This window comes from Symbiobacterium thermophilum IAM 14863 (genome assembly GCF_000009905.1).
GTDB lineage: Bacteria > Bacillota > Sulfobacillia > Symbiobacteriales > Symbiobacteriaceae > Symbiobacterium > Symbiobacterium thermophilum.
In genome coordinates this window covers 2,167,671-2,192,586 of sequence record NC_006177.1, presented here as the reverse complement: position 1 = coordinate 2,192,586, position 24,916 = coordinate 2,167,671, and the positions used below count along the sequence as shown (strand labels likewise).

Here is a 24,916-nt window from a genome sequence, read left to right as displayed (position 1 = left end):
CATGGCGGCGTGGTTGCACGAAGCACAGTACAGTCTTGTGATCTTCACGGTCCTGATCCAGCTCACCGTCGGGGCCCTGTGGGCCCTGGCCGCGGTCGACCTGCGGCTGGCCGGGGCGGCGGACCCCGCCCGGTCCCGGTTCACCCGGTTGGGGACCGCGGTGCTGGTGCCCGCGGCCGCGGTGGGCCTGCTCTTCTCCACCACCCACCTGGGCCGGCCGCTGCTGGCCGTCCGGGCGCTGCGCCACTGGGAGACTTCCTGGATGTCCCGGGAGATCTGGGCGACCGGCCTCTTTTTCGGCCTCATCGCCCTGTACACGCTGCTGTGGTGGTGGCGGCCGTCGGCGGACAAGGCTCGCCGCGCCGTGGGCGCCGCGGGCGCGGCGGTCGGCGCGCTGACCGTCGTCACCCAGGCGATGATCTACCTGATCCCCGGCCGGCCCATGTGGAACCACTGGTCCACCGTCGTCCTGTTCTTCGGGTCCGCCTTCACCCTGGGGCCGCTGGCGGTGGCGGCGGCGCAGGGCCTCGCCGCGGGCCTTGCCGGCAGCGGCGCGGACGAGGTCCTCCGCAGCGGCTTCGGGCGGTTGGGATCCGCTGTGCTGGGGGGTGCTGCGGTGTACGCCCTTGGCCTGGCGGGCCGGCTCACCTACCTGTCCGCCGGCGCCGCGGCGGCCTTGGCCACGGCCGGCGCGGCGGGCAAGGCGGCGGTGGGGGCGGATACGGTGAAGACGGCACTGCTGGTCGCCCGGCAGGCGGTGGAGGCCAACGGCCTCCTCCTGGGGGCGGAGGTCGCCCTGGCAATCGGGGCGCCCGCGGCGGTCGGCGCAGCGCTGTGGCTCATCTGCCGGCGCGGCGGCAGCCTGCGGCTCTGCCGGGGCCTGGCTTCCTTCGGCATGGTGCTCACGCTGCTGGGCCATCTGGCGGGACGGGCGCTGTTCTACCTGACCGGCCAGCCCTGGTTCTAGAGGGGAGGACGACGGATGAAGACGACCCGGCGAAATGCTCTCCTGACGCTGCTTACCGGAGCCCTCGCGGCCCTGGCCGTCGCGGCCGGGGGCAGGGGGCTGCCCGGGGCCCGCGCGGCAGCCCGGCGGCTGGCCCGGCCGGCGCAGCGCCAGGCGAAGGTGGAGATGTACGGGTACACGGAAGTGAACCTGAGTTAGCCGCCGGTGGCGCGGCAGGTCGCACGCAAGCCGGGCCCCGGCCGCCCATCCGGCGGCCGGGGCCCGGCCCCTCGTATCCAGTTCATCCGCCCGCGGCAGGGGAGAGCAGGTACAGCTCGTCCCCGTCCTTCAAGCGGGTGCGCATCCCCGCCCGTTCGCCGTTGACGTAGACTGCCCCCTGCAGCAGGGGCCCCGGGTCGGCCAGCCCCAGGGCAGCGGCCGTCTTCTCCAGCGCCTCGGCCACCGTCGCCGCGTCCACCTCGACCCGGCGCCGCCCGGCATCCAGCCGCAGCGTGCCGAACAGGCGCACCGTGACCATGGGCTCACCCCCTACTGGATCCCGAGCCGGCGCAGCAACCCCGGCGTGGGCACGCCGGCGTCCGTCCAGCCCCGCAGCCGGTAGTACTGCCGCTTCATGGGTTCCAGGGGCACCTTCGTGCGGGGATCCCCCGGCACCTGCTCCACCGCCTTCAGCCGCTCGGGCAGGTCGTCGTCTGCTGCCGTCATGCCCAGGCGGGTATTCACCAGCCGCTCCAGGTTGTACCCTCGCTCCCCGATCAGCTTCAGCCGGCCCAGGTCCATCTTCATGCCGGTGACCGCCTCCAGGGCCCGCGTGAGCGGCAGCCCGGGCAGGTGTACGGGCATCCAGCGCAACCGGAGGAGGAGGGCGACCGGGCCTCCGGCCCAGGGCAGCAGCCGGTTGACCGCCCGGGTGAGCCACCCGTTGGGCCGGTTGAGCAGGGCGGCGGGGAAGACGTCGTACGAGCTGAACAGGCAGTTGCCCGCGGCGGAGATGGCTTCCATCAGATCCTGCATCAGGATCGTGAGGGCCGCCTTCGCCCGGGGGGTGTAGGGGTCCATCTCGAGCCCCAGCCCTTCCAGCACGGCCAGGTAGCCCGCGTTCAGGTGGCAGCCGCCCCGGTTGGAGACCGCGTAGCCCAGCCCCTGGCCCACCGCGGCCCGAGGTTCGTAGGCGGGCAGCTCCATGCCCTTCACCTGCATCGCGAAGCCCTTCCCGCCGAAGCGCTCTGCGAGCCGGCGGCTGCCCTCAGCCAGCAGGTCGCCGATGCCCCGCCGGTGTGCGATGTCGTCCAGGAGCTGAGACAGGTTCTCCACCCGGCCGAAGCGCAGGCCGTTCTCCCACAGCCCTTTCTCGTTCAGCTCCATGGCGAAGGCGATGGTGCCCCCGGTGGAGATGGAATCCATCCCCAGCTCGTCCAGCTGGTGGTTCAGGCGGATGATCTCCGCCAGGTCGGCGTTCTCCAGGTTGGGCCCCAGCAGGACGATGGTCTCCAGCTCGGGCCCCTTGACCCGGCGCCCCTTGCGCCCGCCACCACTCGCCCGGCCGTTCGCCGCCGCCGGCGTCACCTCGGGCCCCCAGCCGGTTGCCGCGGCGTCCCCTGCTTCCGGCGCCCCGTTCCCCGCCTTCTCGGGCAGGATCACCTCCCGCCCGCAGTGGACGGGGCAGCCCGTGCAGCCGCCGTTTCGGACCAGGTGCTCCTCGGCCAGGGTCTCGCCGGAGACGGCGTCGAACTGGTCGAAGCGGCCCCGGCTGAAGTTGCGGGTGGCCAGCATCCGGTGGGCCTGCATCCCGCTCAGCAGCCCCGCGGTGCCCAGGCGGGGGAGCTGCCGTCCGGTGATGGGATGGGACCGCAGCTCCTGCACCCAGTCCTTCTGCAGGTCCCGGAACCGCTCCGGGCGCGCGACGGGCACCACTCTGCGGCCGTGGGCCACCAGGGCCTTCAGGTTCTTGGCCCCGAACACCGCGCCCACGCCGCCCCGGGCGGCCATACGGTCGTCGCTGACCAGCCCGGCGTAGCGCACCCGGTTCTCGCCCGCCGGTCCGATGACCAGCTTGCCGGTGCGGGGCGGCAGGGCCGCCTGGGTTGCGCCGGTGGTCATCCCCCAGAGGGGCGACGCGTCGTGGAAGCGGACACCGTCCTCTGTGATCTCCAGCCAGACCGGGCCCTCCGCCCGGCCGGTGATCACCACCCCGTCGCAGCCCGCCTTCTTCAGGTGCAGCCCGAAGGAGCCGCCGCAGTTGGAGGAGGTGAGCAGCCCCGTGAGGGGGGAGATGGTGGACACGTTAAACCGGCTGGCCATCGGGGCGCCGGTGCCGGTGAGCGGCCCGGTGGTGACGACGATGACGTTTTCGGGCCCGAAGGGGTCCAGGGGGCCGGTGATCAGGTCGGCGAGTATCCGGGCGGCCAGCACCTTGCCGCCCAGGTAGAGCCGCCGCTGCTCGTCTGTGATGGGGTATTCCGTCACCTCACGGGTGGTGAGGTCGATCCTGAGCATTCGTCCCATGTAGCCTCCCAGCTGGGAGGGCATGCGCTTCACCTTCTTTCGTGCCGCCGGACCTCCGGCTATGGGAAGAACCAGATGATGAACTGGCGGAGTATTACGGTGTCTGACGTGGGCACGCGCACCACGCCGTCGAACAGGAACTCCTCCGGGTGGGCCCGGGCGTACGCCAGGATCGCCCCATCGACGTCGTGCTGCGCCTCCAGCTTCCAGAACTGCTCCGTGATCTCTGCGAAGTCGGGCCGAAGCTCGGAGAGCAGCGCCTCCCGCTCACCTCGGTCGAGGGGCGGATCGCCGCCCAGGAGCGCCGCCGACGCGCGCAGGTTGTCCGCCAGCTCCCGGAGCCCCAACAGCTCGAACCCTTCGAGGGCGTCGCGCCAGACGATGCCGCCGGAGTTGCCGTAGAACTGGCCGTGCCCGCCGTTGTCCACCTCGAGCCGGTACATCTGGAGGGCGTACACCAGCCGCTGGCCCCGGGTGAAGGGCGCCAGGCTCGCCTCATAGGCCTCCGGGCTGGAGATGTTCACCGTCCACCACAGGGGCTCGATCAGGTCCATCACGTCGTCGATGGCGGCGAGGCGGGCCTCGTCGATGCGGATGTGTCTCGCCTCCCACCGAACGCCCGGCCTCCCGGGCAGGCCGGCAAAGCTCCTGCCGGCGAACAAGGCCGCCGCCAGGGCGACGGCCAGCAACGAGGCGATGGCGATTCTTCTGCGCACTTGCGGAACCTCCCGTGCAACGGCGCCCGGTGCGGCCGGCGCCGAGCGGGGCCTCCGGGACGTAGGGATGGGCTTGAAGAGGGCCGAGGTGACCCTGGACGTCGACCGGTACTTCCGGGGTTCCGGCCCGGAGACGGTGACCTTCGTGTACACCTGGAGCGTGTACCGCCCGCTGCCCTTCGCCGGGACCGAGGTGTACATCGGCATGAAGACGGGGAGGGGAAGTACTGGGCCGGCGAGTGCTCGCCGCTTACCCATCCCGCCACCCGCGATCCGTCCGGGCGGGCCTTCCTGGAGCGGCTCCACCAGATCTACGGTGAGGGCCGGCCGCCCGCGCAGCCACTTCGGGGCCACGGGCTGCTCTGGGGCGCGGTCGGCGCCCTGGCCGCCGTCGTCTTCACAGCCTACGCCCGCGGGGGGCCGCGTGACGGCCGCGGCGTTGCCCGCCGGAACCGCGGAATGCTCGGGGTTCGAGCGGCCTGCGCGCCTGCTCAGAAGGCCTTCCGGAGGATCTGCATCACGTCGTCCGGACCCGCCTCCTTGGCGTTCATCAGCAGGGCGCCGTCGTTCATGGTCGTGCGGGCGATGGCGGGCAGCTGGGCCTCGGTGACGCCCACGTCCCGGAGGCGGAGGGGGAGGCCGCACGCCTGGTGGAGCCGCTCGGCGAAGGCCCGCACCACCGCGATGGCCTGGGAGCCGCGCACGTTGTCCGGAGTCGCCGCATAGACCTCGGGTCCGGCCAGGGCCAGGAGCAGGCGGCCGTACCGGTCGCTCAGCATGTCGAGGTTATACTCCATGACGTGGGGCAGCAGAATCGCCATGGCGTCGCCGTGCGCGACCCGGGCCACGCCGCCCACCGCATGGCCGATGGCATGGACCAGCCCCACCATGGCGTTGGAGAAGGCGGCGCCGGCCATGAGGGCCGCGTTGGCCATGGCGAGGCGGGCCTCGGTGTCCTGGCCGTTCGCCACCGCCCGGGGCAGGTACTCCCGGATCAGCTCGATGGCCGCCCAGGCATAGGCGTCGCTGAGCGGGTTCCGCTGGATCGAGGTGTAGCCCTCGATCGCGTGCACCAGCGCGTCCATGCCCGTGGAAGCCGTGATGCGGGGCGGCAGCGAGCGGGTCATGCGTGGGTCGAGCACGGCCAGGTCCGGCAGCAGGTGGTGGGAGACGAACTCCATCTTCACCTGCCGCTCCGGGTGGGCGATGACCGCCACCAGGGTGGCCTCCGAGCCCGTGCCGGCGGTGGTGGGCACCACGGCCAGGGGCACGCGCCGCTTCGGCTGCAGGATGTCCGCGCCCATGTACTGCATGATGTCGTCGGTCTCCTGGCCGATCAGCACCCGCAGCCCCTTGGCGGTGTCGATGACCGAGCCGCCGCCCAGGGCGATGATCGAGTCGCAGCCGGCTTCCCGGAAGACCCGGCCGGCGGCGTTGACCACGTGGATCGACGAGTCCTGGGGGATCTCCGTGTACTGTGCGGCGATGGTCAGGTCCGAACCCCGCAGCGCGTCCTGCAGGATGCGTGTGAGCCCCACTTCCACCAGCTGCTGATTGGTGAGGAGGATGGGGCGCTTCGCATGGAGATGAGCCATCTCATAGGGCAGGTTCTCGAGGGCGTGTTCGCCCGAGAGCACCTTGACCGGATTGTAGAACTCATAATACCGCGGAAGCACGGCAGGCACCTCCTCAGGTTGGGAGCAGCGTGCGCAGGTAGACGCGCCCCATCGAGACCTCCCGCCGGGGCACCCGCTGCATGATGCGGCGGGTGATGATCCCGGGGAAGAGGTACGCCTCGGTGATGAGCAACACACGGACCGCCGACATGGCGAAGGTCAGGTCGCCCCTCAGGGTCATGCGCCGCTGGGCGTAGGCCCCGGCGATGGACTGCTGCCCCAGGAAGACCGGCAGGGCTCCCTCCAGGTGCTTGAAGTGGATGACCAGGTCGGCCTCCGGCACGGTCCTGAGGCCCAGGAAGCGCAACCGCCCGCCTTCCTTGGCAAGGGCCATGGCCGGGCCGGCGGAACCGATGCGCAGGCAGAGCCGCTGTCCCTCCGCCCATCCGGCCACCTCGGCCGCGACGCGGCTGTCCAGCCGGGCGCAGGCGCACGCGCCGCGGCCCAGAAACCAGAGCAGAACCCGCACCCCAAGCGCCTTGAGCCGCCGCAAGCGGAACCGCCCCCTTTGACCAACGCTTCGCCTGACGGATATGCCAATTCGGTGGAGAATGTCCGGAATCCTGTACGGACACCGGATCGGGTCGGGGCTCTAGTCCCTTTGTATAGCAGGCCCCGCGGCGGCAGAGGCTTGTGACGAAACCGCCAAAGCCTTCGTGGCGGGACTTTCGGGCCTCACACAGGACATAACCCGGCATTATGACGGATATCAAGACTGCGTCTTTGCCCTTAGAAAGATTCTAGTTTATCGTGAGATTACAAGCGGCGAACGCCGCGGAATCAGGTTGAGGAGGATGCAGTCATGTTTCGACGGACGCGCATGATGGCGCTGGTCGGAGCTCTCGTCCTTGTGATGGCCGTTGGCTGCAGCTCGAGCTCCACCAAGTCGACGGGTCAGCTTACCGAAGTTCGCCAAGGCAGCTTCGCCACCATCGTCGCAGCGCCCGAGAACCCGGACAACCCCACCACCCCCGAGAAGGTCGAGCTGGGCAAGCTGCTCTTCTTCGATCCCCGGCTCAGCAGCAGCGGCGTGATCTCCTGCGCGACCTGTCACAACCTCGGGCTGGCCGGCACGGACCGTCTCCCGACCTCGATCGGTCACGGCTTCCAGAGGACCCCGCGCAACGCCCCCACGGTGCTGAACGCGGCGTTCTTCCAGAACCAGTTCTGGGACGGCCGCGCGCAGGGCCTGGAGGAGCAGGCGAAGGGCCCGATCCAGGCCGAGGCCGAGATGAACATGCCCGCCGACATGGCCGTGGAGCGGATCAAGTCGATCAAGGGCTACCACGAATACTTCGAGAAGGCCTTCCCCGGCGAGGAGGATCCCATCACCTTCGACAACATCGTGAAGGCGATCGCCGCCTTCGAGCGCACCCTGATCACGCCCAACGACGCGCTGGACCGCTACCTGCGCGGCGACAAGAATGCGCTCTCGCCGCAGGCCATCCGCGGCATGGAGACCTTTGAGCGCATCGGCTGCACCTCCTGCCACGCCGGCCCGGCGCTCTCCAGCGGTGCGATGATGAAGTTCGACTGGGGCAGCGACCCCGGCAAGGCGAGCTGGACCAACAACCCGCAGGACGAGAAGTTCTTCCGGGTGCAGACCCTGCGCAACGTCTCGCTGACCGGCCCGTACTTCCACGACGGTTCGGTGGAGACCCTGGAGGAGGCCGTGACCATCATGGCCCGGGTGCAGCTCGGCTACGAGCTCAGCGACCAGGAGCGGGACGACATCGTCGCCTTCCTGCGGTCCCTGGTGGGCGAGATGCCCCAGGTCGAGGTGCCGGTGCTGCCGGCCGAATAGACACCGTCACAAACCCCCTGGCCAGCTCAGGCCAGGGGGTTTTCCGCGCCCCGGGAGGGGCGCAGCGACGCGTTCAGGAGCAGCGTGTGTGCGACATCGCCCATGGTCCGGCGGGTCCGCATGCTGAGTTGCCGCAGGCGGCGGTAGGCTTCCTCCTCGCTGAGGTTTTCCTGCTCCAGCAGCAGCGCCTTCGCCCGCTCCACATGCCTGCGCTCGGCGAGCCGCCGCTCGGCGGTCTCGGCGCGCCGCGCCAGGGTGAGCCACTCCTCCCGCCGGCGCGCTGCCGCCAGCACCGCCAGTCCCACCTGCTCGGGAGAGCAGGGCTTGATCAAACAGCCGGCCGCGCCCAGTTCGATCAGGTCGTACGCCCGGGAGAGATGATGGAGCTGGATCATCACCACCACCGCCGCGCAGCGGTCGAGCAGCAGCTGCCGGGCCGCCGCCAGACCGTCCAGCCCTTCGAGCCGGCAGTCCACCAGGGCGACGTCGGGACGGAGCTGCCGGACCAGGGAGATGGCGGCCGGCCCGTTGCCGGTCGTGCCGACCACGACCCGGTCCGGGCCGGTGAGCGCGGCGCTCAGACGGGTACGCTCCTCGGGATGATGGACCGCCACCACCAGCCGCACCGGACGCATACGTGCATTTCCCCCCCTCGACCGGGCCGTGGGGGGCATTGTTTCGCCTCCGCGTGCTCGTTTTCCTCCAGGATAAAATGAATTTTACCGATATTAGATCAATTGCGGGCGTCAGGCGACAAGTGCGACAGCCGGGGGCCGCCCGGAAGCGGCTGCTCGGCCGTCCCGGCCGGGCATGGGCAAAGCTGAAGAGAGCCCGGGCGCGGAGGTCAGTCCTCCGCGCCCGTCGCACGCATGGGCACATCGTCAGCTGTGCTTCCGGATGAACGCCAGCGAACGCTCCAGGATGAGCTCTTTGTCGTTGTCCAGGGTCGCGACGTGGTAGGAGTTCTCCAGCCAGAGCAGCTCCTTCTCGGTGCTGCCGATGCCGTTGTAGATCAGCTCGCCGTTGTGGGGCGGCACCACGTGGTCCTCCCGGGACTGGATGATCAGGGCGGGGCACTTGACCCGGGGCAGGAGCATCTCGGCGACGGCGCCGATGGTGATCAGGTGCTTGATGGCCGGCACCGGGGTCACCGGATAGGCCAGCTCCTTCACGCCCTCGGCCTTGATGTCGCTGCCGATGCCCGGCAGCTCCGCCGGCGCGTCCGGGTTGAAGGCCAGCGCAGCCAGGTCGGGCGACTCCATCCGGAGCGCGGCGTTGATGGGCATGATGCCGGCGAATCGCTCCGGGAACTGGCCCGCGGCCCAGACCGTCAGGGCACCGCCCATGGAGAGGCCGGTCATGAAGAGGACGTCGCACCGCTCCTCCAGCCAGCGCATTGCCGCCACGATGTCCGCGGTCCAGTCGGACGCGGTGGATGCCGCCATCTCGGCCGGCGTGGTACCGTGTCCCGTCAGGCGGGGCATGGCCACCGTGTAGCCTGCCCGGGCGAAGCCTTCGGCCAGGAAGCGCATCGACTGCGGTGAACCCGTGAACCCGTGGGAGACGAGGACCCCGATGCGGCTGCCGACGCTGTACAGCGGCTCTGCGCCGGGGAGGACCTGAAGGGGCGTCGTCGACATACCGGAACCACTCCTTTCGCGGGGACGTTGCTGTGCATCTCCGCTTCTCGGAGGGTTCCGGCAGTTCCTGCTTTTCCGGCTCACTTCAGCGTGACCCGCCGGGCGAGCCGGATCACACTGTCCAGGTCAGGCCCGTTCAGCCTGATCTGGATCCCGTCCACCTGCCACATGCAGTATCCTCGCATCGGGCCGCGGCCGAAGTCGCGGGTGAAGCAGAGCGCCTCGGCATCGCCCAGGCTGACTGTCTGCACGTCGTCCCCCATGTCCTCGCCGCGCCGGATGGTGGTGCCCACCAGCGGCTGCGTCTGCCGGACCATCCGCCCGGCCTCGTCCGGGGCGAAGTAGCCCTCGGCGCTGAGCGTATACCGCCGGGCGTTCTCGCAATAGTTGAACCGCAGGGTCCGCCATTCGAGGTCAGGGGTGACCTTCACGATCGAGACGGAGAACCGACCCGCGTCGCCCGTGGCGTCCCGGATGGTCGGAGGGGCGAACCCGGCCAGCGCTTCGGCCTCCGCCGCGGTCTCCACCCAGCGGTAATCCGCCGCGTCGAGATCCGACCCCGCAGGTTCGGTGGGGGTGGGGGGCTCCTCGACGAAGATGACCGCGAGCCAGTCGCCGAGACGCCCCTGCCAGAGCACGTTGGCGCCTTTGATGACCAGGTCCACGGCGGCCGCCCGCACCGGCGGGTACAGAAGGCTCAGCAGGGCCGCCGCGGCCAGCGCAGCGGCGGCGGTCCCGATCCGCGCCCGGCGGATCCTGCGTCGCGCCGGGACGGGAGCGGCGTCCAGCGCCGCGGCGATCTGCGCCCACCGGTCCGAGGGCCCGTACCCGGCGAGCCCCCGGGCGAATCCCTCTCGGATCATCTGCTCCAGATCAGCCATCGGGCGTCATCTCCTTTCCGCTCATCTCGTCGGTTGCATTCAGATGCCGCCGCACCGCCTGCCGCGCGGCGTGCAGCCGCGACTTCACCGTGCCCACGGGGAGCCCGAGGATCTCCGCGATCTCCGGTTCGGTGAACCCGTGGAAGTACCGGAGCAGCAGCACTTCGCGGTGGGCTCGGGTGAGCCGTTGCAGGACCGGCCACAGGTCCACCCTGGCCTCCGATGCGGCGTATCTGGGTTCAAGGGTTCCGTGCCGGTCCCGCGCCGGCAGCGGCAGGAAGCGCCGGCTGCGAAGGGCGTTGCGGGACAGGTTGATGACGATGCGGGCGATCCAGGGCGCAAACGGCCGGTCGGGGTCGCAGCGGCCGATCTCGCGGAAGGCCCGGATAAACGCCTCCTGAACCACGTCATCCGCCAGGTGGGGGTCCTGGAGGACGACGAGCGCCGTCTGGTACGCCTGCAGCCGATAGGTGTTGTACAGCGATGCCATTGCCTCCCGGTCCCCGCGTTGCGCGGACAGAATCCGTTCCCGGTCGGTCACCCAATCCCCCCTGTTGTGGCTGTTCAACAGACATACACGCTACCCGTTCAGAAGGTTCGGTGCAGGGGGAAGGGCGGACCTGCTGACGGGACGTGTCGCAAGCCGGCCCACCGGCCGGGGCCGCTGCGGTCTGAAATGCAAGAAGGCAGCCTGCCCATCAGGCTGCCCTACAGGGTGCGGGAACGGGTGCCGGCCCGCAGCAACGGCCGGGCGCGGCGGACCGGGCCAGATGCCCGGGAACGTCGGATCTGCCCGGGTCCTAGTGGGCAAGACGCATCAGCATCACCAGCACGACGACAACAACGATCACGGTCCAGAACGTCAGGGTCCCTTTCGCCGGCTCCCGGCGGTGGGGCTGATCCGCAGCGGCGGCTTCGGTCTGCAGCCTGGCCGCGGTGGCGATGTCGAAGTCTCCATTCCCGCCGCGTGGGTCCGTCGCCGACACCCACCGCGGTCCGGTCCACACCTCGAAGGCCATGCCGTGCGCAGCGGCATAGTCGGCCGCGGCCTTGAACATCGCCTGCTCCGCCGGATCCGGAACCGTCTGGCCCGGCTTCACCACAACCAGAACCTTCCGCCCGTCGGCGTATTGCACCAGAACGTCCGGCGTGAAGTGGTGGGCCTTCGGACCGACATGGAAGGCGATGCGCATCGGCCGGACCGCGAACGAGAGGACGGCAGGGTTTCGGGCCAGCGCCCGGAACAGCCGCTCCTCCAGCGGGGATCGGCAGGTGCCCGCACCCCCCGGAATCTTCTGCGAGCGAAACTCGTACGGGTAGACCTTCCCGTGGCCCGTCCATCCGCCCGGAACCTGTTGGATACCGCTGGTTGGGTGCACAGGCGTTCAACCCCATGTCTGCACATGTCAAGCGCGGTGTTGCACCCGACAGGGCCGGATGACACACCGCGCCCGCGCCGTCTGTCCACAAGTCCATTTACGCACAGCGGCGCCCGAGGCACAAGGGCGAGTTGTCCGCCAGGGCGCGACCGGGATCACGCGGAGGGCAGGACCTCGACCACGATGTCGCCCAGGTGGTTTCCGTCCACCCGCACCTCCAGCCGCCAGAGCCCGGGGGTGGGCAGGGACATCATGGAAGGCGTGTGCGCGACGGCGCCGTTGTGTTCCCCGCCCAGCGTGGTGGTCAGCACGGGAACCCTCTGGCCCCGCCGGTTCACCCCCGTGACCTCCAGGGTCTTGTACAGGAAGTCTTCCTGGTTCCCCCAGAAGTGCCACATGTACTTGTCGGTCTTGCCGGCCACGAAGGGAGAGTCGATGAAGCCGAACTGCCCCTCATGGCCCCGCATGGTGTAGGAGAACGCCGTTCCGTCTGCGGCGACGGCCGGCACCTCGAACGTGCCGGTCGTCTCCCATGCGCCTGCGGTCTGTACACGGGTGGATCTGGGGTAGAGGAGGGCCAGCATGAGGATCAGAAGCCCCGACCAGATCGCCGGGCGCAGCCCGCGCACCGAGATCATGCACCAGCACCTCCCAGACAGAAGAAGCCGTCGAGGCGACGAGAAGTACTGCTTCTCTGCTTCGACGGCTTCCGCGTTCGCTCAGATCAACCCCATTTGCCGGGCCTTCTTCAGCCGTTCGCTCATCCGGTCCGGGGTCCAGGGCGGATCCCAGACGAACCGCACGTCGACCTGGTTCACGCCCGGGATGGACTTCAGCGCGGCCTCCACCTGCATCTGGATCAGGGGCCCGATCGGGCAGCCCGGATACGTCAGCGTCATGTCGATGCCGACGTTGTTGTCCTCGGTGATCTCCACGTCGTAAACGAGCCCCAGGTCTACGATGTTGACCCGCAGCTCGGGGTCGTTTACCCGCTCGAGCACCTTCAGGACCTGCTCCTTGGTGATCTCCGCCAACGGTGCTCACACCTCCACCAGAATATCGTTCCCCTGCACGACCACCGGATAGGTTGTCACCGGGGTGACCGCCGGGAGGGTGAGCGCCTTCCCGGTGCGGATGTCGAACCGGGCCCCGTGCAGCGGGCAGGCCACCTGGTCGCCCATCAGCTGGCCCTCGCAGAGCGAGGCCTCCGCGTGGGTGCAGGTGTCGTCGATGGCGTAGAACCCGTCCTCCAGGTGGAAGAGGGCGATGGGATGGCGCTTCACCAGCACCCGCTTGCGCCCGCCGGGGGGAATTTCGCCGAGCTCTGCGACCTTGACCAGCGCCATGACGATGCGACCTCCTTAGCCGACCGAGCCCTCCATCTCCATCTCGATGAGCCGGTTCAGCTCGACCGCGTACTCCATGGGCAGCTCCTTGGCGAAGGGCTCGATGAAGCCCATCACGATCATCGCCAGGGCCTGCTCCTCGGAGAGGCCGCGGCTCATCAGGTAGAAGAGCTGCTCCTCGGAGACCTTCGAGACGGTGGCCTCGTGCTCGATGGTGACGTTGGAGTTCTTGATGTCCATATACGGGATGGTGTGGGACTCGGAGCCGTCGTCGAAGATCAGCGCGTCGCACTCCACCTTGACCTTGGCCCGCTCGGCCTGCGGCTCCACCAGGATGTGGCCGCGGTAGGTGGCGTTGCCGCCCTCCCGGGAGATGGACTTGGAGGTGATGCGGGAGGAGGTGTCGGGGGCGAAGTGATAGATCTTCGCGCCGGCGTCCTGGATCATGCCCTTCGAGGCGACGGCGATGGAGATGACATCGCCCCGGGCCCCGGGGCCCATCAGGTAGATGGCCGGGTACTTCATCGTCACCTTGGAGCCGATGTTGCCGTCGACCCACTCCATGACCGCGTCGTCGTACGCCACGGCCCGCTTGGTCACCAGGTTGTAGACGTTGGTGGACCAGTTCTGGATCGTGGTGTAGCGGCAGCGGCCGCCCTTCTTCACGATGATCTCCACGACGGCCGCGTGCAGCGAGTCGGTGGAGTAGATGGGGGCGGTGCAGCCCTCGACGTAGTGGACGTTGGCCCCTTCGTCGACGATGATCAGGGTCCGCTCGAACTGGCCCATGTTCTCCGTGTTGATGCGGAAGTAGGCCTGCAGCGGAATCTCCACCGTGACCCCGGGCGGCACGTAGATGAAGGAGCCGCCCGACCAGACCGCGGTGTTCAGCGCCGCGAACTTGTTGTCGGTCATCGGCACGACGGTGCCGAAGTACTCCTTCACGATGTGCGGGTACTCCCGCACCGCGGTGTCCATGTCGCAGAACAGGACGCCCTGCGCCTCCAGGTCCTTGCGGATGTTGTGGTAGACGACCTCGGACTCGTACTGCGCCGACACGCCGGCCAGGAACTTCCGCTCGGCCTCGGGGATGCCCAGCCGGTCGAAGGTCCGCTTGATGTCCTCCGGCACCTCGTCCCAGGAGCGGCCCTGCCGCTCGGTGGCGCGGACGAAGTAGTGGATGTTCTGGAAGTCGATGGCCGAGAGATCCACGCCCCAGGTGGGGAGCGGCTTGGCGTGGAAGACCTCGAAGGCCTTCAGCCGGATCTCCCGCATCCACTCGGGCTCGTTCTTGAACCGGGAGATCGACTCGACGATCTCGCGGGTCAGCCCCTTGTCGGACTTGAAGACGTAATTCTCCGGGTCGCGGAACCCGTATTTATACTCACCGACGATGTCGCGCGGCTGGCTAACCATTCGCGTCCCCTCCTTCGTACTCCCTGATGCCCTCTTCCAGGCAGTGCCAGGCGAGGGTGGCGCACTTGATGCGCACGGGGAACTTGCTGACGCCCGAGAGCGCCTGAATCTCGCCGAGGGCCTTGTAGTTGCCCTGCTCGCCCTGAATCATCCTGTAGAAGCTCTGCATCAGCTCCTGGGCCTCCGCCAGCGTCTTCCCCTTGAGGGCGACCGACATCATGGAGGCGCTGGCCATCGAGATGGAGCAGCCGCGCCCGTTCCACTTGACGTCGTCGATCCGGCCGTCCTCTCCCAGGCTGACCTGAACCTCGATATCGTCGCCGCAGGTGGGGTTGTGCAGGTGCTTCTTCAGCACCGCACGCTCCACCGCGCCCTTGTTGCGGGGCTTCTTGTAATGATCGAGGATGACCTGCTGGTACAGAGCGCTCAGGTTCACCGGATGCCGAGCTTCGTTGTTCATGCTCCGAAAAACTCCTTTGCGTGGAGGATCGACTCGACCAGGCGGTCGACCTCCGCCTGCGTATTGTAGATATAAAAGCTCGCCCGGTTGGTGGCCGGCACGTCCAGGATCTCCATCAGCGGCTGGGCGCAGTGGTGCCCCACCCGGATGGCGACGCCTTCGGCGTTGAGCACGGCCGACAGGTCGTGGGGGTGGATGCCTGCCACTTCGAAGCTGATCAGCCCCGCCCGGGGCTGCCGGGGACCGAAGAGCCGCATGCCGTCGATCGCGGAGAGCCGTTCCCAGGCGTACTCCGTGAGCGCCTTCTCGTGGGCGTACACGTTCTCCATGCCCAGGTCGGCCAGGTAGTCGACGGCGGCCCCGAAGGCGATGAAGTCTGCGATGTTCGGGGTGCCGGCCTCGAACTTGGCCGGGGGCTGGGCCCACTTGGCGCCGGTGAGGTGGGCCTCGGAGATCATCGAGCCGCCGAAGTAGGTGGGCTCCATCTCCTCCAGGAGCTCCATCTTGCCCCAGAGGAAGCCGGTGCCGGTGGGCGCGAGCATCTTATGCCCGGCCACGGCGATCCAGTCCGCATCCCAGTCTACCACGTTGACCGGCATGTGCGGAACCACCTGCACGGCGTCCACCGCGACCCTGGCCCCCACCGCGTGCGCCTTGGCCACCATCTCCTTCACCGGGTTGAGGGTGCCCAGCACGTTGGAGGCGCCGGAGAAGGCCACGAAGCGCACGTTCCCCTCGCTCAGCAGCCGGTCGTAGTGCTCCTGGTTCAGGGTGCCGTCGGGCAGCAGCTCAATGTACTTGATCTGCGCGCCCGTCGCCTGCGCGGCCTGCTGCCACGGCAGGAGGTTGGAGTGGTGCTCCATGCCCGAGGTGACGATCACGTCGCCCGGGCGCAGCCGGTGGCGCAGCCAGCCGTAGGCGATCATGTTCAGGGCCTCGGTGCCGTTTCGGGTAAAGACCACCTGGTTGGGCGAGGGGGAGCCGATGAAGCGGGCGATCTTCGCCCGGGCCTCTTCGTAGGCCTCCGTGGCCCGCTCGGCCAGGGTGTGGATGCCGCGGTGGACGTTGGCGTTGTAGCCCTCATAGTATTCGACAAGCGCCTGGATCACCTGACGCGGCTTCTGCGTGGTGGCTGCGTTGTCCAGGTAAACCAGGGGATGACCGTTCATCTCCTGGTGAAGGATCGGAAAGTCCTGCCGGATACGGGCCACATCCAGGGCCAACTAGCTCACCTTCTCTCCCATGAGGCGAATCATCTCGTCACGCAGTTCCTGAACCGGAATCTGCTCCAGCACGGGCGACAGGAAGGCCAGGACCAGCATCCGGACGGCCTCCTGCCGGGTGAGGCCGCGGGCCATCAGGTAGAACAGCTGCTCCTCATCCAGCTGGCCCACCGTGGCCGCGTGGCCGGCGCCCTCGACCTCGTGCTCGTTGATGATGAGGGCCGGGATCGAGTCGGCCCGGGCCGTCTCCGACAGCACCAGCGCCTGTTGCCGCTGGAAGGTCTGGGCGTGCTTGGCGGCCGGGTTGATCTGGCCGTTGCCACGGAAGACGGTGTGGGCGTGGCCGGAGAGCACCCCGCGGCCCAGGATGTCGGAGCGGCTGTAGGAGCCGTTGTGCACCTGGGAGGCGACGATGTCCTGGTGCTGCCGGCCGGTGGCGCCGAAGACCACCTTCAGGTTGGACTGGGAGCCTTCGCCGGAGACGTCATTGACGATCTCGGAACGCACCAGGGCGCCGCCGAACTCGCCGCCCGCCCAGTCCAGGGTGGCGTCCCGCCCCGTCAGGCCGCGGCGGAAGGTGAACGCCCAGGCGTCCTGGGAGTGGTTCTGCAGGTAGCCGTACCGCACCCGGGCCCCCTGCAGCGGGAAGACCTCCACCACGTGGACGCTGAGGTAGTCGCCGGTGCCCTCGTACCGCTCCAGCAGCGTGACCTCGGCGTTGTCCTCGGCGATGACCAGCGTGTGCAGGTACTGGGCCTCGCCGTCCTGCGCCTCGAACACCACCTCCAGCGGCTCCTCCACCACGACGCCCCGGGGCACATACAGCAGCACCCCGCCGTTCAGGTGGGCCGCCTGGGCGGCGGTCAGCAGGTTCTGGTCCATCGGGAAAAGCCGGCCCAGATAGCGCTGAACCAGCTCGGCGTGCTCGGCCGCGGCGTCCAGCAGGTTGGCGAAGACCACGCCTTCGGGCACGCTGCCCTTCAGGGTCACCCGGGCGGCGGTCGGCCGGTACTGGAGGACGTCCAGTCCCTCCAGGGAGGTGCGCCGCCAGGCCTCGTCCGTCTTCGCCGGGAGCGAGAGCGTCTCGGTCAGGGTCTGGGCGGCCTTGCGCCGCTCCTCCAGGAAGCGGGGTTCGGTGACCGTGGGCATCGGCTACTTCACCCCCGCCTCGGCTGCCTCGTCCGCGAGGCCGAGCTCAGCCTTGATCCAGTCGTAGCCCTTCTTCTCGATCTCCAGCGCCAGCTCGGGGCCGCCGGTCTTCACGATCCGGCCGTCCATCAGCACGTGCACCACGTCCGGCTTGATGTGATCGAGGATCCGGTGGTAGTGGGTGATGACGATGGCGCCGAAGTTCGGGCCGCGCAGGGAGTTGACCGCCTTGGCCACCACCTTCAGCGCGTCGATGTCGAGGCCGGAGTCGGTCTCGTCGAGGATGGCGATCTTGGGCTCCAGCAGGAGCATCTGCAGCATCTCGTTCCGCTTCTTCTCGCCGCCCGAGAAGCCCTCGTTCAGGTAGCGGCCGGCGAAGGACTCGTCCATCTCCAGGAGTTCCATCTTCTCGGCCAGCTTCTCCTGGAAGTCCCAGACCGAGATCTCCTCGCCCCGCACGGCGTTGACCGCCTGGTGCAGGAAGTTGGCCACCGTCACGCCCGAGACCTCGAACGGGTACTGGAAAGCGAGGAAGAGGCCGGCCTTGGCCCGGTCGCTGACCTCCATCTCGAGCACGTTCTGATCGCCGAGCATCACCGTGCCCTCGGTGACCTCGTAGCGGGGATGGCCCATCAGCGCGAAGCCGAGGGTCGTCTTGCCGGCGCCGTTCGGGCCCATGATCGCGTGGATCTCGCCCGGCTTCACCTCGAGGTCGACGCCCTTCAGAATCTCCTTGTCATCGATGCTCACATGCAGGTTCCGCACGGTAAGCGGGACGCCAGTGGTCACGATCGCACTACTCCTTTCACACGTTCGACGAACTTGACTCATAGTGTTTGGATACGACGGCCGAGCGGCGTGCAACCGGCCCCCCGGCGCTTCCGGTTCCAGCATTCCCTGGAACCGAATACTGGCCGCAACCGATACACTTGTTTTACACTGTGGATACAGTGTAAAATGGGCGCGAGCCAGATTGTGGCCGGTTTCGGTTCACGCCTCATTGTATGGACCCGATTTACACTGTGTCAATAGTGTTATCAGGCCCTTTCCGAGATTTTCAACCAAACTGTGTCGTAAGTATAGACGTGCCTCATCGCCCGGGCGTGACGGACGCCCCGGGCAGCCCGGATGGGGGAGGGGAGAACTTGGAACGGGATCCGCAGAAGATCAGTGCGGTTCTTGCCGATCCAACCCGGTACAGCATCTATCAGTATGTGCTGGTGGCGCCCGACCCGGTGTCTGCGGCTGAGGTGGCCCGGCGGTTCGACCTTCATCCCAACGTCGCGCGCATGCACCTGAACCGGCTGACGGAGGTGGGGTTGCTCCGGCAGCGGACCGAGAAGACCGGCAGGGGTGGGCGGCCCAGTTACGTATACGAGCCATCCGGCAGCGCGGTGTCGCTGACGACGGTGCCGCCCCGCGACTTCCAGCTGCTGGCCGACCTGCTGGTGCAGTCGCTGGCCCTGCTCGGTGAGGGCGGAAAGGAGGCCGTGGAGCAGATCGGCCACTCCTTCGGGCGGCGGCTGGGACAGGAGGCCCTCTCCAAGCTGGCGCCGTCGCTGAACGCGGCCAACGGCGCCACGGGGCCGCAGGCGCTGCTGGAGGCGTGCGCGATGGCGCTCAGCCGGCTCGGCGTCTCGGCCCGGGTGATCAAGGGGCCCGGCGACCGGCCCAGCCTCGTGCTGAAGTCGTGCGGCTTCCACGAGGTGGCCTCCGCCCATCCCGAGCAGGTGTGCCACCTCTGCAAGGCCATGGTGGAGGGCGTGGCCCAGACCTGCGCCGAGGTCCCGCCCGCCGTGACCCAGGCCGGCACCGTACCCCGGGGGGATCTGGAGTGCGTCTATGAGGTAGACGGGCTGATCCGCCTGGAGTAGCGCTCACGGCCGAGCGCCCGCAGGCCGGCGTGGGAGCCGACCTGCGGGCGACGGCGCGCACAGGGGGGAGGAGCGGGTGAGGAGACGGTTGGACGGGCGGCGGCTGCCGGGCGCGCTCGCGGCGCTGCTGGTCACGCTGATCCTGCTGGCGCCGGCGCGGCCCGCCCTGGCCCACGCCGTGGACCTCTTCGGTTACGTGTCGGTGGACGAGCAGGGCACCGTGACCGCCCGGCTGGTCGACGTGTACGGCGGACTCGTGGAAGGGCAGCGGGTGGAGCTGTACGCCAGGCCCCAGGGGGGGCGAGCGGGCCCGCCGGTGGTGATGGAGGAGCTGGAGCCCGGCACCTACCGGGGGCGGGCGGTGCCGAACCGGGCCGGGCCGTATGAGGTCGTCATCGACCTGCCGCTGGCGGGCGACCTGCACCGGATCACGCTGCCGGTGGAGCCCGGCGTGCCGGTGGCGGAACGGTATGTTATTATGGAACAGATCGAGCCGCTCCTGACCTGGACCCGGGTGCTGTTCGCCGCGGCGGCGGTGGTGCTGGCGGTGGGTTCGGTGATCGCGTGGCGCCGCCGGCCCGGCGGTCCGGAACCGGAGGCGGCAGGAGGTGGGGTGAAGGAGTGAGGCGGTGGGGTCTTGCCGCCCTGCCGGCGGCCGCGCTGGCCGCGGCGGTGGCGCTGGCGGGCTGCGGCGGGAAGCAGAGCGCGGAGCCGAAGCTGGCGGTGACCGCGTCGCAGGAGGACGGTGCGCTGGTGGTGCGCATCAGCACGGAGAACTGGCAGCCGGGCAAGGACGGCCACGTCCACATCTACCTGAACGACGGCCCGGAGGCGATGATCTACGGCTACACGTACCGCGTGCCCGGCATCGAACCCGGCCGGTACAAGATCCACGTCGAACTGGCCAACCCGCGGCACGAGCACATCGGCGTCTCCGAGACGATCTACTTTGACGTGCAGCCGTGATGGACAGGCCCGCAGCCCCCTGAACGGGGGCTGCGGGCCTGTTGCCGCGTCGTCCGCCACGATCCTCTCACAGGTGAACACGCGGGCGGCGCCGAACGTCCAATCTACGGTGACCTGCGCGGACCCAGTCGGGAGGAGGGACGGCCGGTGCGAGGATCCGGCGGATTCGCGAGGGGGCTGGCCAGATGGCTGGTCAGGCTGCTGGCGGTCGGGACGGCCGCGGTGCTGGCCATCAACGCCCTGGTCTACTTCCCCGGGCGCAGCCGCATCATCACGGCCGACGCCGCCCGGCCGGCCCAGGTGGCCCTGGTGCTGGGGGCGGGCGTCTACGCCGACGGCCGTCCCACCCCGATGCTGCGGGACCGGCTGGAGACGGCGCTGGCCCTCTACGAGGCCGGCAAGGCGCGGAAGCTGCTGCTCTCCGGCGATCACAGCCGGCCCGACTACGACGAAGTCAACGCCATGCGACGGTACCTGCAGGAGCGCGGGGTTCCCCCCGAGGATCTGTTCCTGGATCACGCCGGGTTCGACACCTATGACTCCATGTACCGCGCCGCGGCGATCTTCCAGGTGGACGACGTCATCGTCGTGACCCAGGGCTTTCACCTCCCGCGGGCGCTGTGGATCGCGGCGCGCCTCGGGCTGGACGCGCAGGGGGTGGCGGCGGATCAGCGGCGCTACGGCGTGGAGCAGTACTACGCCGCCCGGGAGTTCGCCGCCCGGGTGAAGGCTTTCGCAGAGGTGGCCGTCCGCCGCCGACCGGCTTTCCTCGGCCCCGTGATTCCCATCACCGGGGACGGCCGGGCCACCCACGACGAGCCGTGACGGGGCGGCGTAAGGACGCGCACGGAGGAGGCAGGGCGAAATGGCGGACCTGCGTCTGGAACGGGTGCTCTGGCGACATGGCTGCCAGGTGATCGGCGTGGATGAGGCCGGGCGCGGCCCGCTGGCCGGGCCCGTGGTCGCCGCGGCCTGCATCCTGCCCCCGGACGCGGCGCTGCCCGGGGTGGACGACTCCAAGCGGATGACCGAGAAACGGCGGGAGGCGGCCTTCGCCGCGATCCAGGCGGTTGCGGTGGGCTGGGGGATCGGTATCGTGGACGCGGCCCGCATCGATGAGATCAACATCCTCCAGGCGACCTTCGAGGCGATGGCCCAGGCGGTGGAAGGGGCCCGGGCCATGGCGGCGGCGCGGCCGGGGCGCACGGCGGAGGCCGCACTCCTGGTGGACGGCAACCGGCCCCTGCCCCTGTGGCCCGGCTGGCAGCGGACGGTGGTGGGCGGGGATCACAAGTCGCTTTCCATCGCCGCCGCGTCGATCCTGGCCAAGGTGACCCGTGACCGCATGATGATCGAGTACGACGCGCACTACCCGGAGTACGGCTTTGCCCGCAACAAGGGCTACGGCTCCCGGGAGCACTGGGACGCCCTGGAGCGGTACGGGCCGTGCCCGCTGCACCGGCGGACCTTCATCGGCCCGCGGCAGATCCGGTTCTTCTGATTCGGAGGGGTGGCCATGCCGTACGAGCTGCGCGACCTGGCGCCGGCTCTGGAGTACGCCGGACGCCATCCGGAGGCGGGTTTTGCTCTGCTCCGGTCGCTCCAGTCGGGACTGCGACCGGGTCTGGCCGCGATCGTGGACGACCCGGAGCGGGTGACCGCGGTCATGCTGGTCCACCGGCCCGACTGGCGGAAGCGGGATCCGCTCCCCACCCACATCCAGCTGGACGCCGAGACCGCCGGGGCCGCCCTGCGGCTGCTGGCGTGGGTCCCGCCGGGGGCGGAGGTCCGGCTCACCACGTACCGGCCGTGGCTGCACGAGCTGGCCCTGGGCGTGCTCGAGGGCGCACGGACGGTTCAGCACGTGCTCTGCGTGGCCGACGCGCAGCGGTTCCGGCCCGATCCCGGCACGGACCTGGCCGTGGAGATCGGGGCCGATCAGGTCGCACAGGCAGGCCACGACGGCGCGGTCGGGCCGGAGGAGGGGGACCGGCTGTTCGGCGTGGTGCGGGAAGGCCGGCTGCTCGCCTGCGCTGCCCTGGGCCCGCCCGAGAACGGATACGCGCCGGTGCGGTGCCTGTTCCCGGCATCGCCGGAAGGGCGGCAGGGCTGCGGTGCCGCCGCGCTCTCCGCCGCCGTGCAGGCCGCGCTCCAGGCAGGTCACAGGGTGCTGTGCAGGCTGCCCGCGTCGGAGCTTCCGCTGCTGCACCTGGCCGCCCGGCTGGGGCTCTCGCCGGTCTGTCGGGAGTGGAGCGCGGAGGGGCGGGTCAGGCGGTGAACGATGAACGGCGCATTCCGGGCGGAATGCGCCGTTTGGGTTTTCTTGTGGATTCACCAGTCCTCCGTGTGCCCGGTGAGCAACTGCTCCCGCCGGCGCCGGATTTCCTCCAGCGCCTCATGGACGCGGCGCTCCTCGCCGTCCAGCCACTCCAGCAAGCGGTCCACCTGCCGCCGGGCTTCCTCGACCCTGCGCCGGGCCTCGCCGATCTTGCTCTGCACCATCCAGTCCACGAAGAAGTTGTCGAAGAAGTAGTCCGCGAAGCGGGTGAAGCCGTCCAGGTCCACCGACGGCAGGTTCACCACCGCGCCCACGTCCGCCAGCTCCCGCCGGAACACGTCCAGGTCGTGACGGACCATCTGCAGCTCGGCCTCGGCCGCGTCGATGCGGGAGTGCTTCACCATGGTGGAGAACCAGCCGCCGCCGAACATGTCCCAGGCGCCCCAGCCCTCGGCGGACTGAAGCTGCTCGAGCACCCGCCCGAGGCCGGACCGGGCCGCGGTGCCGGCCGCCCGCGCCTCGGCGATCTCCCGGGCGCGGCCTCTGGCCTGCGCCTCCTCCGCCTCCAGCGCCAGCAGCCGGTCGGCGGCGGGACCCTGCGCCTGCCGAATCCGGCGCTCCTTCTCGGCCAGCAGGGAGCGATACTCCTCCTCTGCGCCGCTCAGTTCCGCCACCTCCGCGCGAATGGCTTCCAGGTCTGCCCGGAGCTGCTCGGCCCACCGGCGCGCCTCCTCGTAGCGGACCAGCGCCTCCGCGGCCTCCCGCCGCTCCCGATCCAGCCGCTCGGTCCGGTCGGTGAAGAGCGTCGCCAGCAGGGAGCCGAGGGAACCCGATTCCAGCTGCTCCACGTCCCGCTGCTCCTTCTCCAGTTGCCGCTTCAGTTCCCGGACCCTGGCTGCCGCGCTGCGGTACTCCTCTTCCACCCGGGCGGCCTGCCGCTCCAGCTTCTCCTTCCGGGCCTGGCGCTCGGCTGCTGCCGCCAGCCGCCTGTTCAGTTCGTCCATGTGGCCCCTTCCCTCCTGTCGCCATAAAGATGATGCCACAGCGGCAAATGGTTCGCCAGGAGTCGGCGCCAGGGCGTGGAATTCTTACGGCGGAGGCGGGCGCCAGGGGGGCCCGCTTCGTCGGGAGGTGGAGGAGACGCTGAGGTTCTGTGCTGCCTGCGGCGGACGGCTGGAGCTGCGATTCGTGGCGGAAGAGGGCAAGGAGCGGCTGGTCTGCCGCGCCTGCGGCCGCATTACGTACCTGGATCCCAAGATCTCGGCCTGTACCGTGCCGGTGCTGGACGGCCGGATCCTGCTCGCGCGGCGGGGGATCGAGCCCGCCCGGGGCCGCTGGGTTTTCCCGGGCGGCTACATGGAACGGGGCGAGACCGTCCCGCAGGCCGCGGAGCGGGAGACCTTCGAGGAGGTGGGCCTGCGGGTGCGGGCCACGCGCCCGGTCGGCATCTATTCCTACCCCGACTCGGTGGTCGTGGTGATCGTCTACCACTGCGAGGTGCTGGGCGGCGAGCCGGCCCCCAACAGCGAGACGCTGGAGGTGCGGCTCTTTTCGCCCGATGAGATCCCCTGGGACGAGCTGGCCTTCCCCAGCACGCGCGACGCCCTGCGGGACTTCTTGGCCCAGTGGGGCCGGCAGGCGTAGGTCGGCTCAGCGGCGCGCGGCCGCGGGCAGCTCGCCCACCCGGACCGGCACCTGGAGGAGCCGACCGCCCCGCAGCACGGTGAAGGGGACGGTCGCGCCCACCGGCGTCCTCCGGATCTGCCGGCGCAGGGCCTGCACCGACGGGGTGGGGGCGCCGTCCACCGCGATGACCATGTCCCACTCACCGAGCCCGGCCAGGTGGGCGGGGCCGCCGGGCTCCACGCCCGCCACCAGCACGCCGCGCCCGGGCAGGTCCAGGGCGCGGGCGACCACCGGATCGATGACCTCGGTCGCGCCGGCGAGGCCCACGTAGGGGTGCTCGGCGCGGCCCGTCCTGCGGAACTGCTCCACCACGTGCAGCACCTGCCACGCCGGGATGGCGAAGCCGATGTTCTGGCCCGGCGCCAGCACCAGCGTGGGGATGCCCACCAGCCGCCCGTCCAGGTCGACCAGAGCGCCCCCGCTGTTGCCCGGGTTGATGGCCGCGTCGGTCTGGATCAGCCCGTCGAGCCCGCCCACGATGCGGTCCACTGCGCTGACGACGCCGGTGGTCACGGTCCAGCCGAAGCCGAAGGGGTTGCCGATGGCCACCACCTGCCTGCCGGGTACGACCGACTCCTCGGGGGCCGGCTCGATCCGGGCGTTGACCGGCGATACCGTCTCCACCAGCGCCAGGTCGTAGAGACGGTCCGCCGCGACGACCCGGCCCGGACGGGTGACCCCGTCGGCGAAGGTGATCGCCGGCGAGGGCGAATCGCCCACCACGTGGGCGTTGGTGATCACGCTGTGCGGGTCCAGCAGGACACCGGACCCCTGGCTCCGGCCCGCCCGCACCTGGACGACGCCGGGCCCGACCTGCGAGGCGACCCTGGCAAACGGCTCCCGCTCCCCAACCATCTGGAACACCTCTCTTGACCTTGTTTAACCTTTTGACATTCATTGACCATAGAGAGGTACGGCACTTCTGCGCGCAAAGGCGCTGCCCCCCGGGA

The 24,916-nt window shown here is 69.6% G+C and carries 30 protein-coding genes; 10 read left to right on the top strand and 20 right to left on the bottom strand.

Going from position 1 to position 24,916, the window contains the following annotated elements:
* Position 1 precedes the first annotated feature (1 nt).
* Positions 2-967 (top strand): dimethyl sulfoxide reductase anchor subunit family protein, encoded by a 966-nt coding sequence (locus STH_RS17295; protein ID WP_011196180.1) that lies wholly within the window; start codon positions 2-4, stop codon positions 965-967.
* A gap of 15 nt (positions 968-982) precedes the next feature.
* Positions 983-1,165, top strand: coding sequence for a hypothetical protein (locus STH_RS10310; protein WP_011196179.1), 183 nt, complete (start codon positions 983-985; stop codon positions 1,163-1,165).
* Between the two features lie 82 nt (positions 1,166-1,247).
* On the opposite strand, the gene STH_RS10305 is transcribed toward STH_RS10310, so the two are convergent.
* The 5 genes from STH_RS10305 to STH_RS17290 all read right to left on the bottom strand — a co-directional run bounded on the left by STH_RS10305 (position 1,248) and on the right by STH_RS17290 (position 6,357).
* A complete protein-coding gene (locus tag STH_RS10305) occupies positions 1,248-1,484 on the bottom strand; it encodes a MoaD/ThiS family protein (RefSeq protein ID WP_043713891.1) in 237 nt (78 codons plus the stop codon).
* An 11-nt stretch (positions 1,485-1,495) separates the two neighbouring features.
* The gene (locus STH_RS10300) at positions 1,496-3,463 is read right to left on the bottom strand and encodes an aldehyde ferredoxin oxidoreductase family protein (RefSeq protein ID WP_158506914.1); all 1,968 of its coding nucleotides are present in this window, start codon (positions 3,461-3,463) and stop codon (positions 1,496-1,498) included.
* A gap of 68 nt (positions 3,464-3,531) precedes the next feature.
* On the bottom strand, positions 3,532-4,542 hold the full coding sequence (locus STH_RS10295; protein ID WP_011196176.1) for a DMP19 family protein: 1,011 nt from the start codon (positions 4,540-4,542) through the stop codon (positions 3,532-3,534).
* A gap of 137 nt (positions 4,543-4,679) precedes the next feature.
* Positions 4,680-5,864 carry an iron-containing alcohol dehydrogenase gene (locus STH_RS10290; RefSeq protein ID WP_011196175.1) on the bottom strand — a complete coding sequence of 395 codons (1,185 nt, stop codon included), beginning with the start codon at positions 5,862-5,864 and terminating at the stop codon, positions 4,680-4,682.
* 13 nt (positions 5,865-5,877) lie between these two features.
* A complete protein-coding gene (locus STH_RS17290) occupies positions 5,878-6,357 on the bottom strand; it encodes a hypothetical protein (protein ID WP_050742226.1) in 480 nt (159 codons plus the stop codon).
* A 309-nt stretch (positions 6,358-6,666) separates the two neighbouring features.
* On the opposite strand from STH_RS17290, the gene STH_RS10280 reads away from it, so the two are divergent.
* Positions 6,667-7,668, top strand: coding sequence for a cytochrome-c peroxidase (locus STH_RS10280; protein ID WP_197525159.1), 1,002 nt, complete (start codon positions 6,667-6,669; stop codon positions 7,666-7,668).
* Between the two features lie 26 nt (positions 7,669-7,694).
* Here STH_RS10280 and STH_RS17285 read toward each other — a convergent pair whose 3' ends face one another.
* The 13 genes from STH_RS17285 to sufC all read right to left on the bottom strand — a co-directional run bounded on the left by STH_RS17285 (position 7,695) and on the right by sufC (position 17,951).
* On the bottom strand, positions 7,695-8,303 hold the full coding sequence (locus tag STH_RS17285) for an ANTAR domain-containing response regulator (RefSeq protein WP_050742225.1): 609 nt from the start codon (positions 8,301-8,303) through the stop codon (positions 7,695-7,697).
* 246 nt (positions 8,304-8,549) lie between these two features.
* On the bottom strand, positions 8,550-9,308 hold the full coding sequence (locus STH_RS10270) for an alpha/beta hydrolase (RefSeq protein WP_043713890.1): 759 nt from the start codon (positions 9,306-9,308) through the stop codon (positions 8,550-8,552).
* Between the two features lie 80 nt (positions 9,309-9,388).
* The gene (locus tag STH_RS10265) at positions 9,389-10,189 is read right to left on the bottom strand and encodes a hypothetical protein (protein ID WP_011196170.1); all 801 of its coding nucleotides are present in this window, start codon (positions 10,187-10,189) and stop codon (positions 9,389-9,391) included.
* Positions 10,182-10,679, bottom strand: coding sequence for an RNA polymerase sigma factor (locus STH_RS10260; RefSeq protein WP_070105515.1), 498 nt, complete (start codon positions 10,677-10,679; stop codon positions 10,182-10,184). The genes STH_RS10265 and STH_RS10260 overlap by 8 nt, the downstream gene beginning before the upstream one ends.
* A gap of 310 nt (positions 10,680-10,989) precedes the next feature.
* On the bottom strand, positions 10,990-11,568 hold the full coding sequence (locus tag STH_RS10255) for a TnsA endonuclease N-terminal domain-containing protein (protein ID WP_011196168.1): 579 nt from the start codon (positions 11,566-11,568) through the stop codon (positions 10,990-10,992).
* Positions 11,569-11,723: 155 nt separating this feature from the next.
* The gene (locus STH_RS10250) at positions 11,724-12,206 is read right to left on the bottom strand and encodes a hypothetical protein (RefSeq protein WP_011196167.1); all 483 of its coding nucleotides are present in this window, start codon (positions 12,204-12,206) and stop codon (positions 11,724-11,726) included.
* An 81-nt stretch (positions 12,207-12,287) separates the two neighbouring features.
* Positions 12,288-12,602 (bottom strand): metal-sulfur cluster assembly factor, encoded by a 315-nt coding sequence (locus tag STH_RS10245; RefSeq protein ID WP_011196166.1) that lies wholly within the window; start codon positions 12,600-12,602, stop codon positions 12,288-12,290.
* 6 nt (positions 12,603-12,608) lie between these two features.
* On the bottom strand, positions 12,609-12,914 hold the full coding sequence (locus STH_RS10240) for a bifunctional 3-phenylpropionate/cinnamic acid dioxygenase ferredoxin subunit (RefSeq protein WP_011196165.1): 306 nt from the start codon (positions 12,912-12,914) through the stop codon (positions 12,609-12,611).
* Between the two features lie 15 nt (positions 12,915-12,929).
* Positions 12,930-14,330: a Fe-S cluster assembly protein SufB gene (gene sufB, locus STH_RS10235; protein ID WP_011196164.1), complete on the bottom strand. Its 1,401-nt coding sequence runs from the start codon at positions 14,328-14,330 to the stop codon at positions 12,930-12,932.
* Positions 14,323-14,790, bottom strand: coding sequence for a Fe-S cluster assembly sulfur transfer protein SufU (gene sufU, locus STH_RS10230; protein ID WP_043713889.1), 468 nt, complete (start codon positions 14,788-14,790; stop codon positions 14,323-14,325). The genes sufB and sufU overlap by 8 nt, the downstream gene beginning before the upstream one ends.
* On the bottom strand, positions 14,787-16,013 hold the full coding sequence (locus tag STH_RS10225; protein ID WP_276324185.1) for a cysteine desulfurase: 1,227 nt from the start codon (positions 16,011-16,013) through the stop codon (positions 14,787-14,789). The genes sufU and STH_RS10225 overlap by 4 nt, the downstream gene beginning before the upstream one ends.
* Complete coding sequence (sufD, locus tag STH_RS10220; protein ID WP_011196161.1) at positions 16,014-17,162, bottom strand: Fe-S cluster assembly protein SufD; 1,149 nt, start codon at positions 17,160-17,162, stop codon at positions 16,014-16,016.
* 3 nt (positions 17,163-17,165) lie between these two features.
* On the bottom strand, positions 17,166-17,951 hold the full coding sequence (sufC, locus tag STH_RS10215) for a Fe-S cluster assembly ATPase SufC (RefSeq protein ID WP_011196160.1): 786 nt from the start codon (positions 17,949-17,951) through the stop codon (positions 17,166-17,168).
* A gap of 356 nt (positions 17,952-18,307) precedes the next feature.
* On the opposite strand from sufC, the gene STH_RS17280 reads away from it, so the two are divergent.
* From STH_RS17280 to STH_RS10185, 6 genes are all read left to right on the top strand, one after another.
* On the top strand, positions 18,308-19,036 hold the full coding sequence (locus STH_RS17280; RefSeq protein WP_011196159.1) for a helix-turn-helix transcriptional regulator: 729 nt from the start codon (positions 18,308-18,310) through the stop codon (positions 19,034-19,036).
* Between the two features lie 76 nt (positions 19,037-19,112).
* Positions 19,113-19,661 (top strand): hypothetical protein, encoded by a 549-nt coding sequence (locus tag STH_RS10205; protein ID WP_011196158.1) that lies wholly within the window; start codon positions 19,113-19,115, stop codon positions 19,659-19,661.
* Positions 19,658-20,002: a hypothetical protein gene (locus tag STH_RS10200; RefSeq protein WP_011196157.1), complete on the top strand. Its 345-nt coding sequence runs from the start codon at positions 19,658-19,660 to the stop codon at positions 20,000-20,002. Before STH_RS10205 ends, STH_RS10200 begins: the two co-directional genes overlap by 4 nt.
* A 147-nt stretch (positions 20,003-20,149) precedes the next feature.
* Positions 20,150-20,827: a SanA/YdcF family protein gene (locus STH_RS10195; protein WP_011196156.1), complete on the top strand. Its 678-nt coding sequence runs from the start codon at positions 20,150-20,152 to the stop codon at positions 20,825-20,827.
* A 40-nt stretch (positions 20,828-20,867) separates the two neighbouring features.
* Positions 20,868-21,503 (top strand): ribonuclease HII, encoded by a 636-nt coding sequence (locus tag STH_RS10190; protein ID WP_011196155.1) that lies wholly within the window; start codon positions 20,868-20,870, stop codon positions 21,501-21,503.
* A gap of 15 nt (positions 21,504-21,518) precedes the next feature.
* Complete coding sequence (locus tag STH_RS10185; RefSeq protein ID WP_043713887.1) at positions 21,519-22,280, top strand: hypothetical protein; 762 nt, start codon at positions 21,519-21,521, stop codon at positions 22,278-22,280.
* A 53-nt stretch (positions 22,281-22,333) separates the two neighbouring features.
* Here the strand turns inward: STH_RS10185 and STH_RS10180 are convergent, their stop codons facing one another.
* A complete protein-coding gene (locus STH_RS10180) occupies positions 22,334-23,284 on the bottom strand; it encodes a hypothetical protein (protein WP_011196153.1) in 951 nt (316 codons plus the stop codon).
* A gap of 127 nt (positions 23,285-23,411) precedes the next feature.
* Between STH_RS10180 and STH_RS10175 the strand changes: the two genes are divergently transcribed.
* Complete coding sequence (locus tag STH_RS10175; RefSeq protein WP_011196152.1) at positions 23,412-23,924, top strand: NUDIX hydrolase; 513 nt, start codon at positions 23,412-23,414, stop codon at positions 23,922-23,924.
* 6 nt (positions 23,925-23,930) lie between these two features.
* Here STH_RS10175 and STH_RS10170 read toward each other — a convergent pair whose 3' ends face one another.
* Positions 23,931-24,821 carry a S1C family serine protease gene (locus tag STH_RS10170; protein ID WP_050742223.1) on the bottom strand — a complete coding sequence of 297 codons (891 nt, stop codon included), beginning with the start codon at positions 24,819-24,821 and terminating at the stop codon, positions 23,931-23,933.
* Between the last annotated feature and the right edge of the window lie 95 nt (positions 24,822-24,916).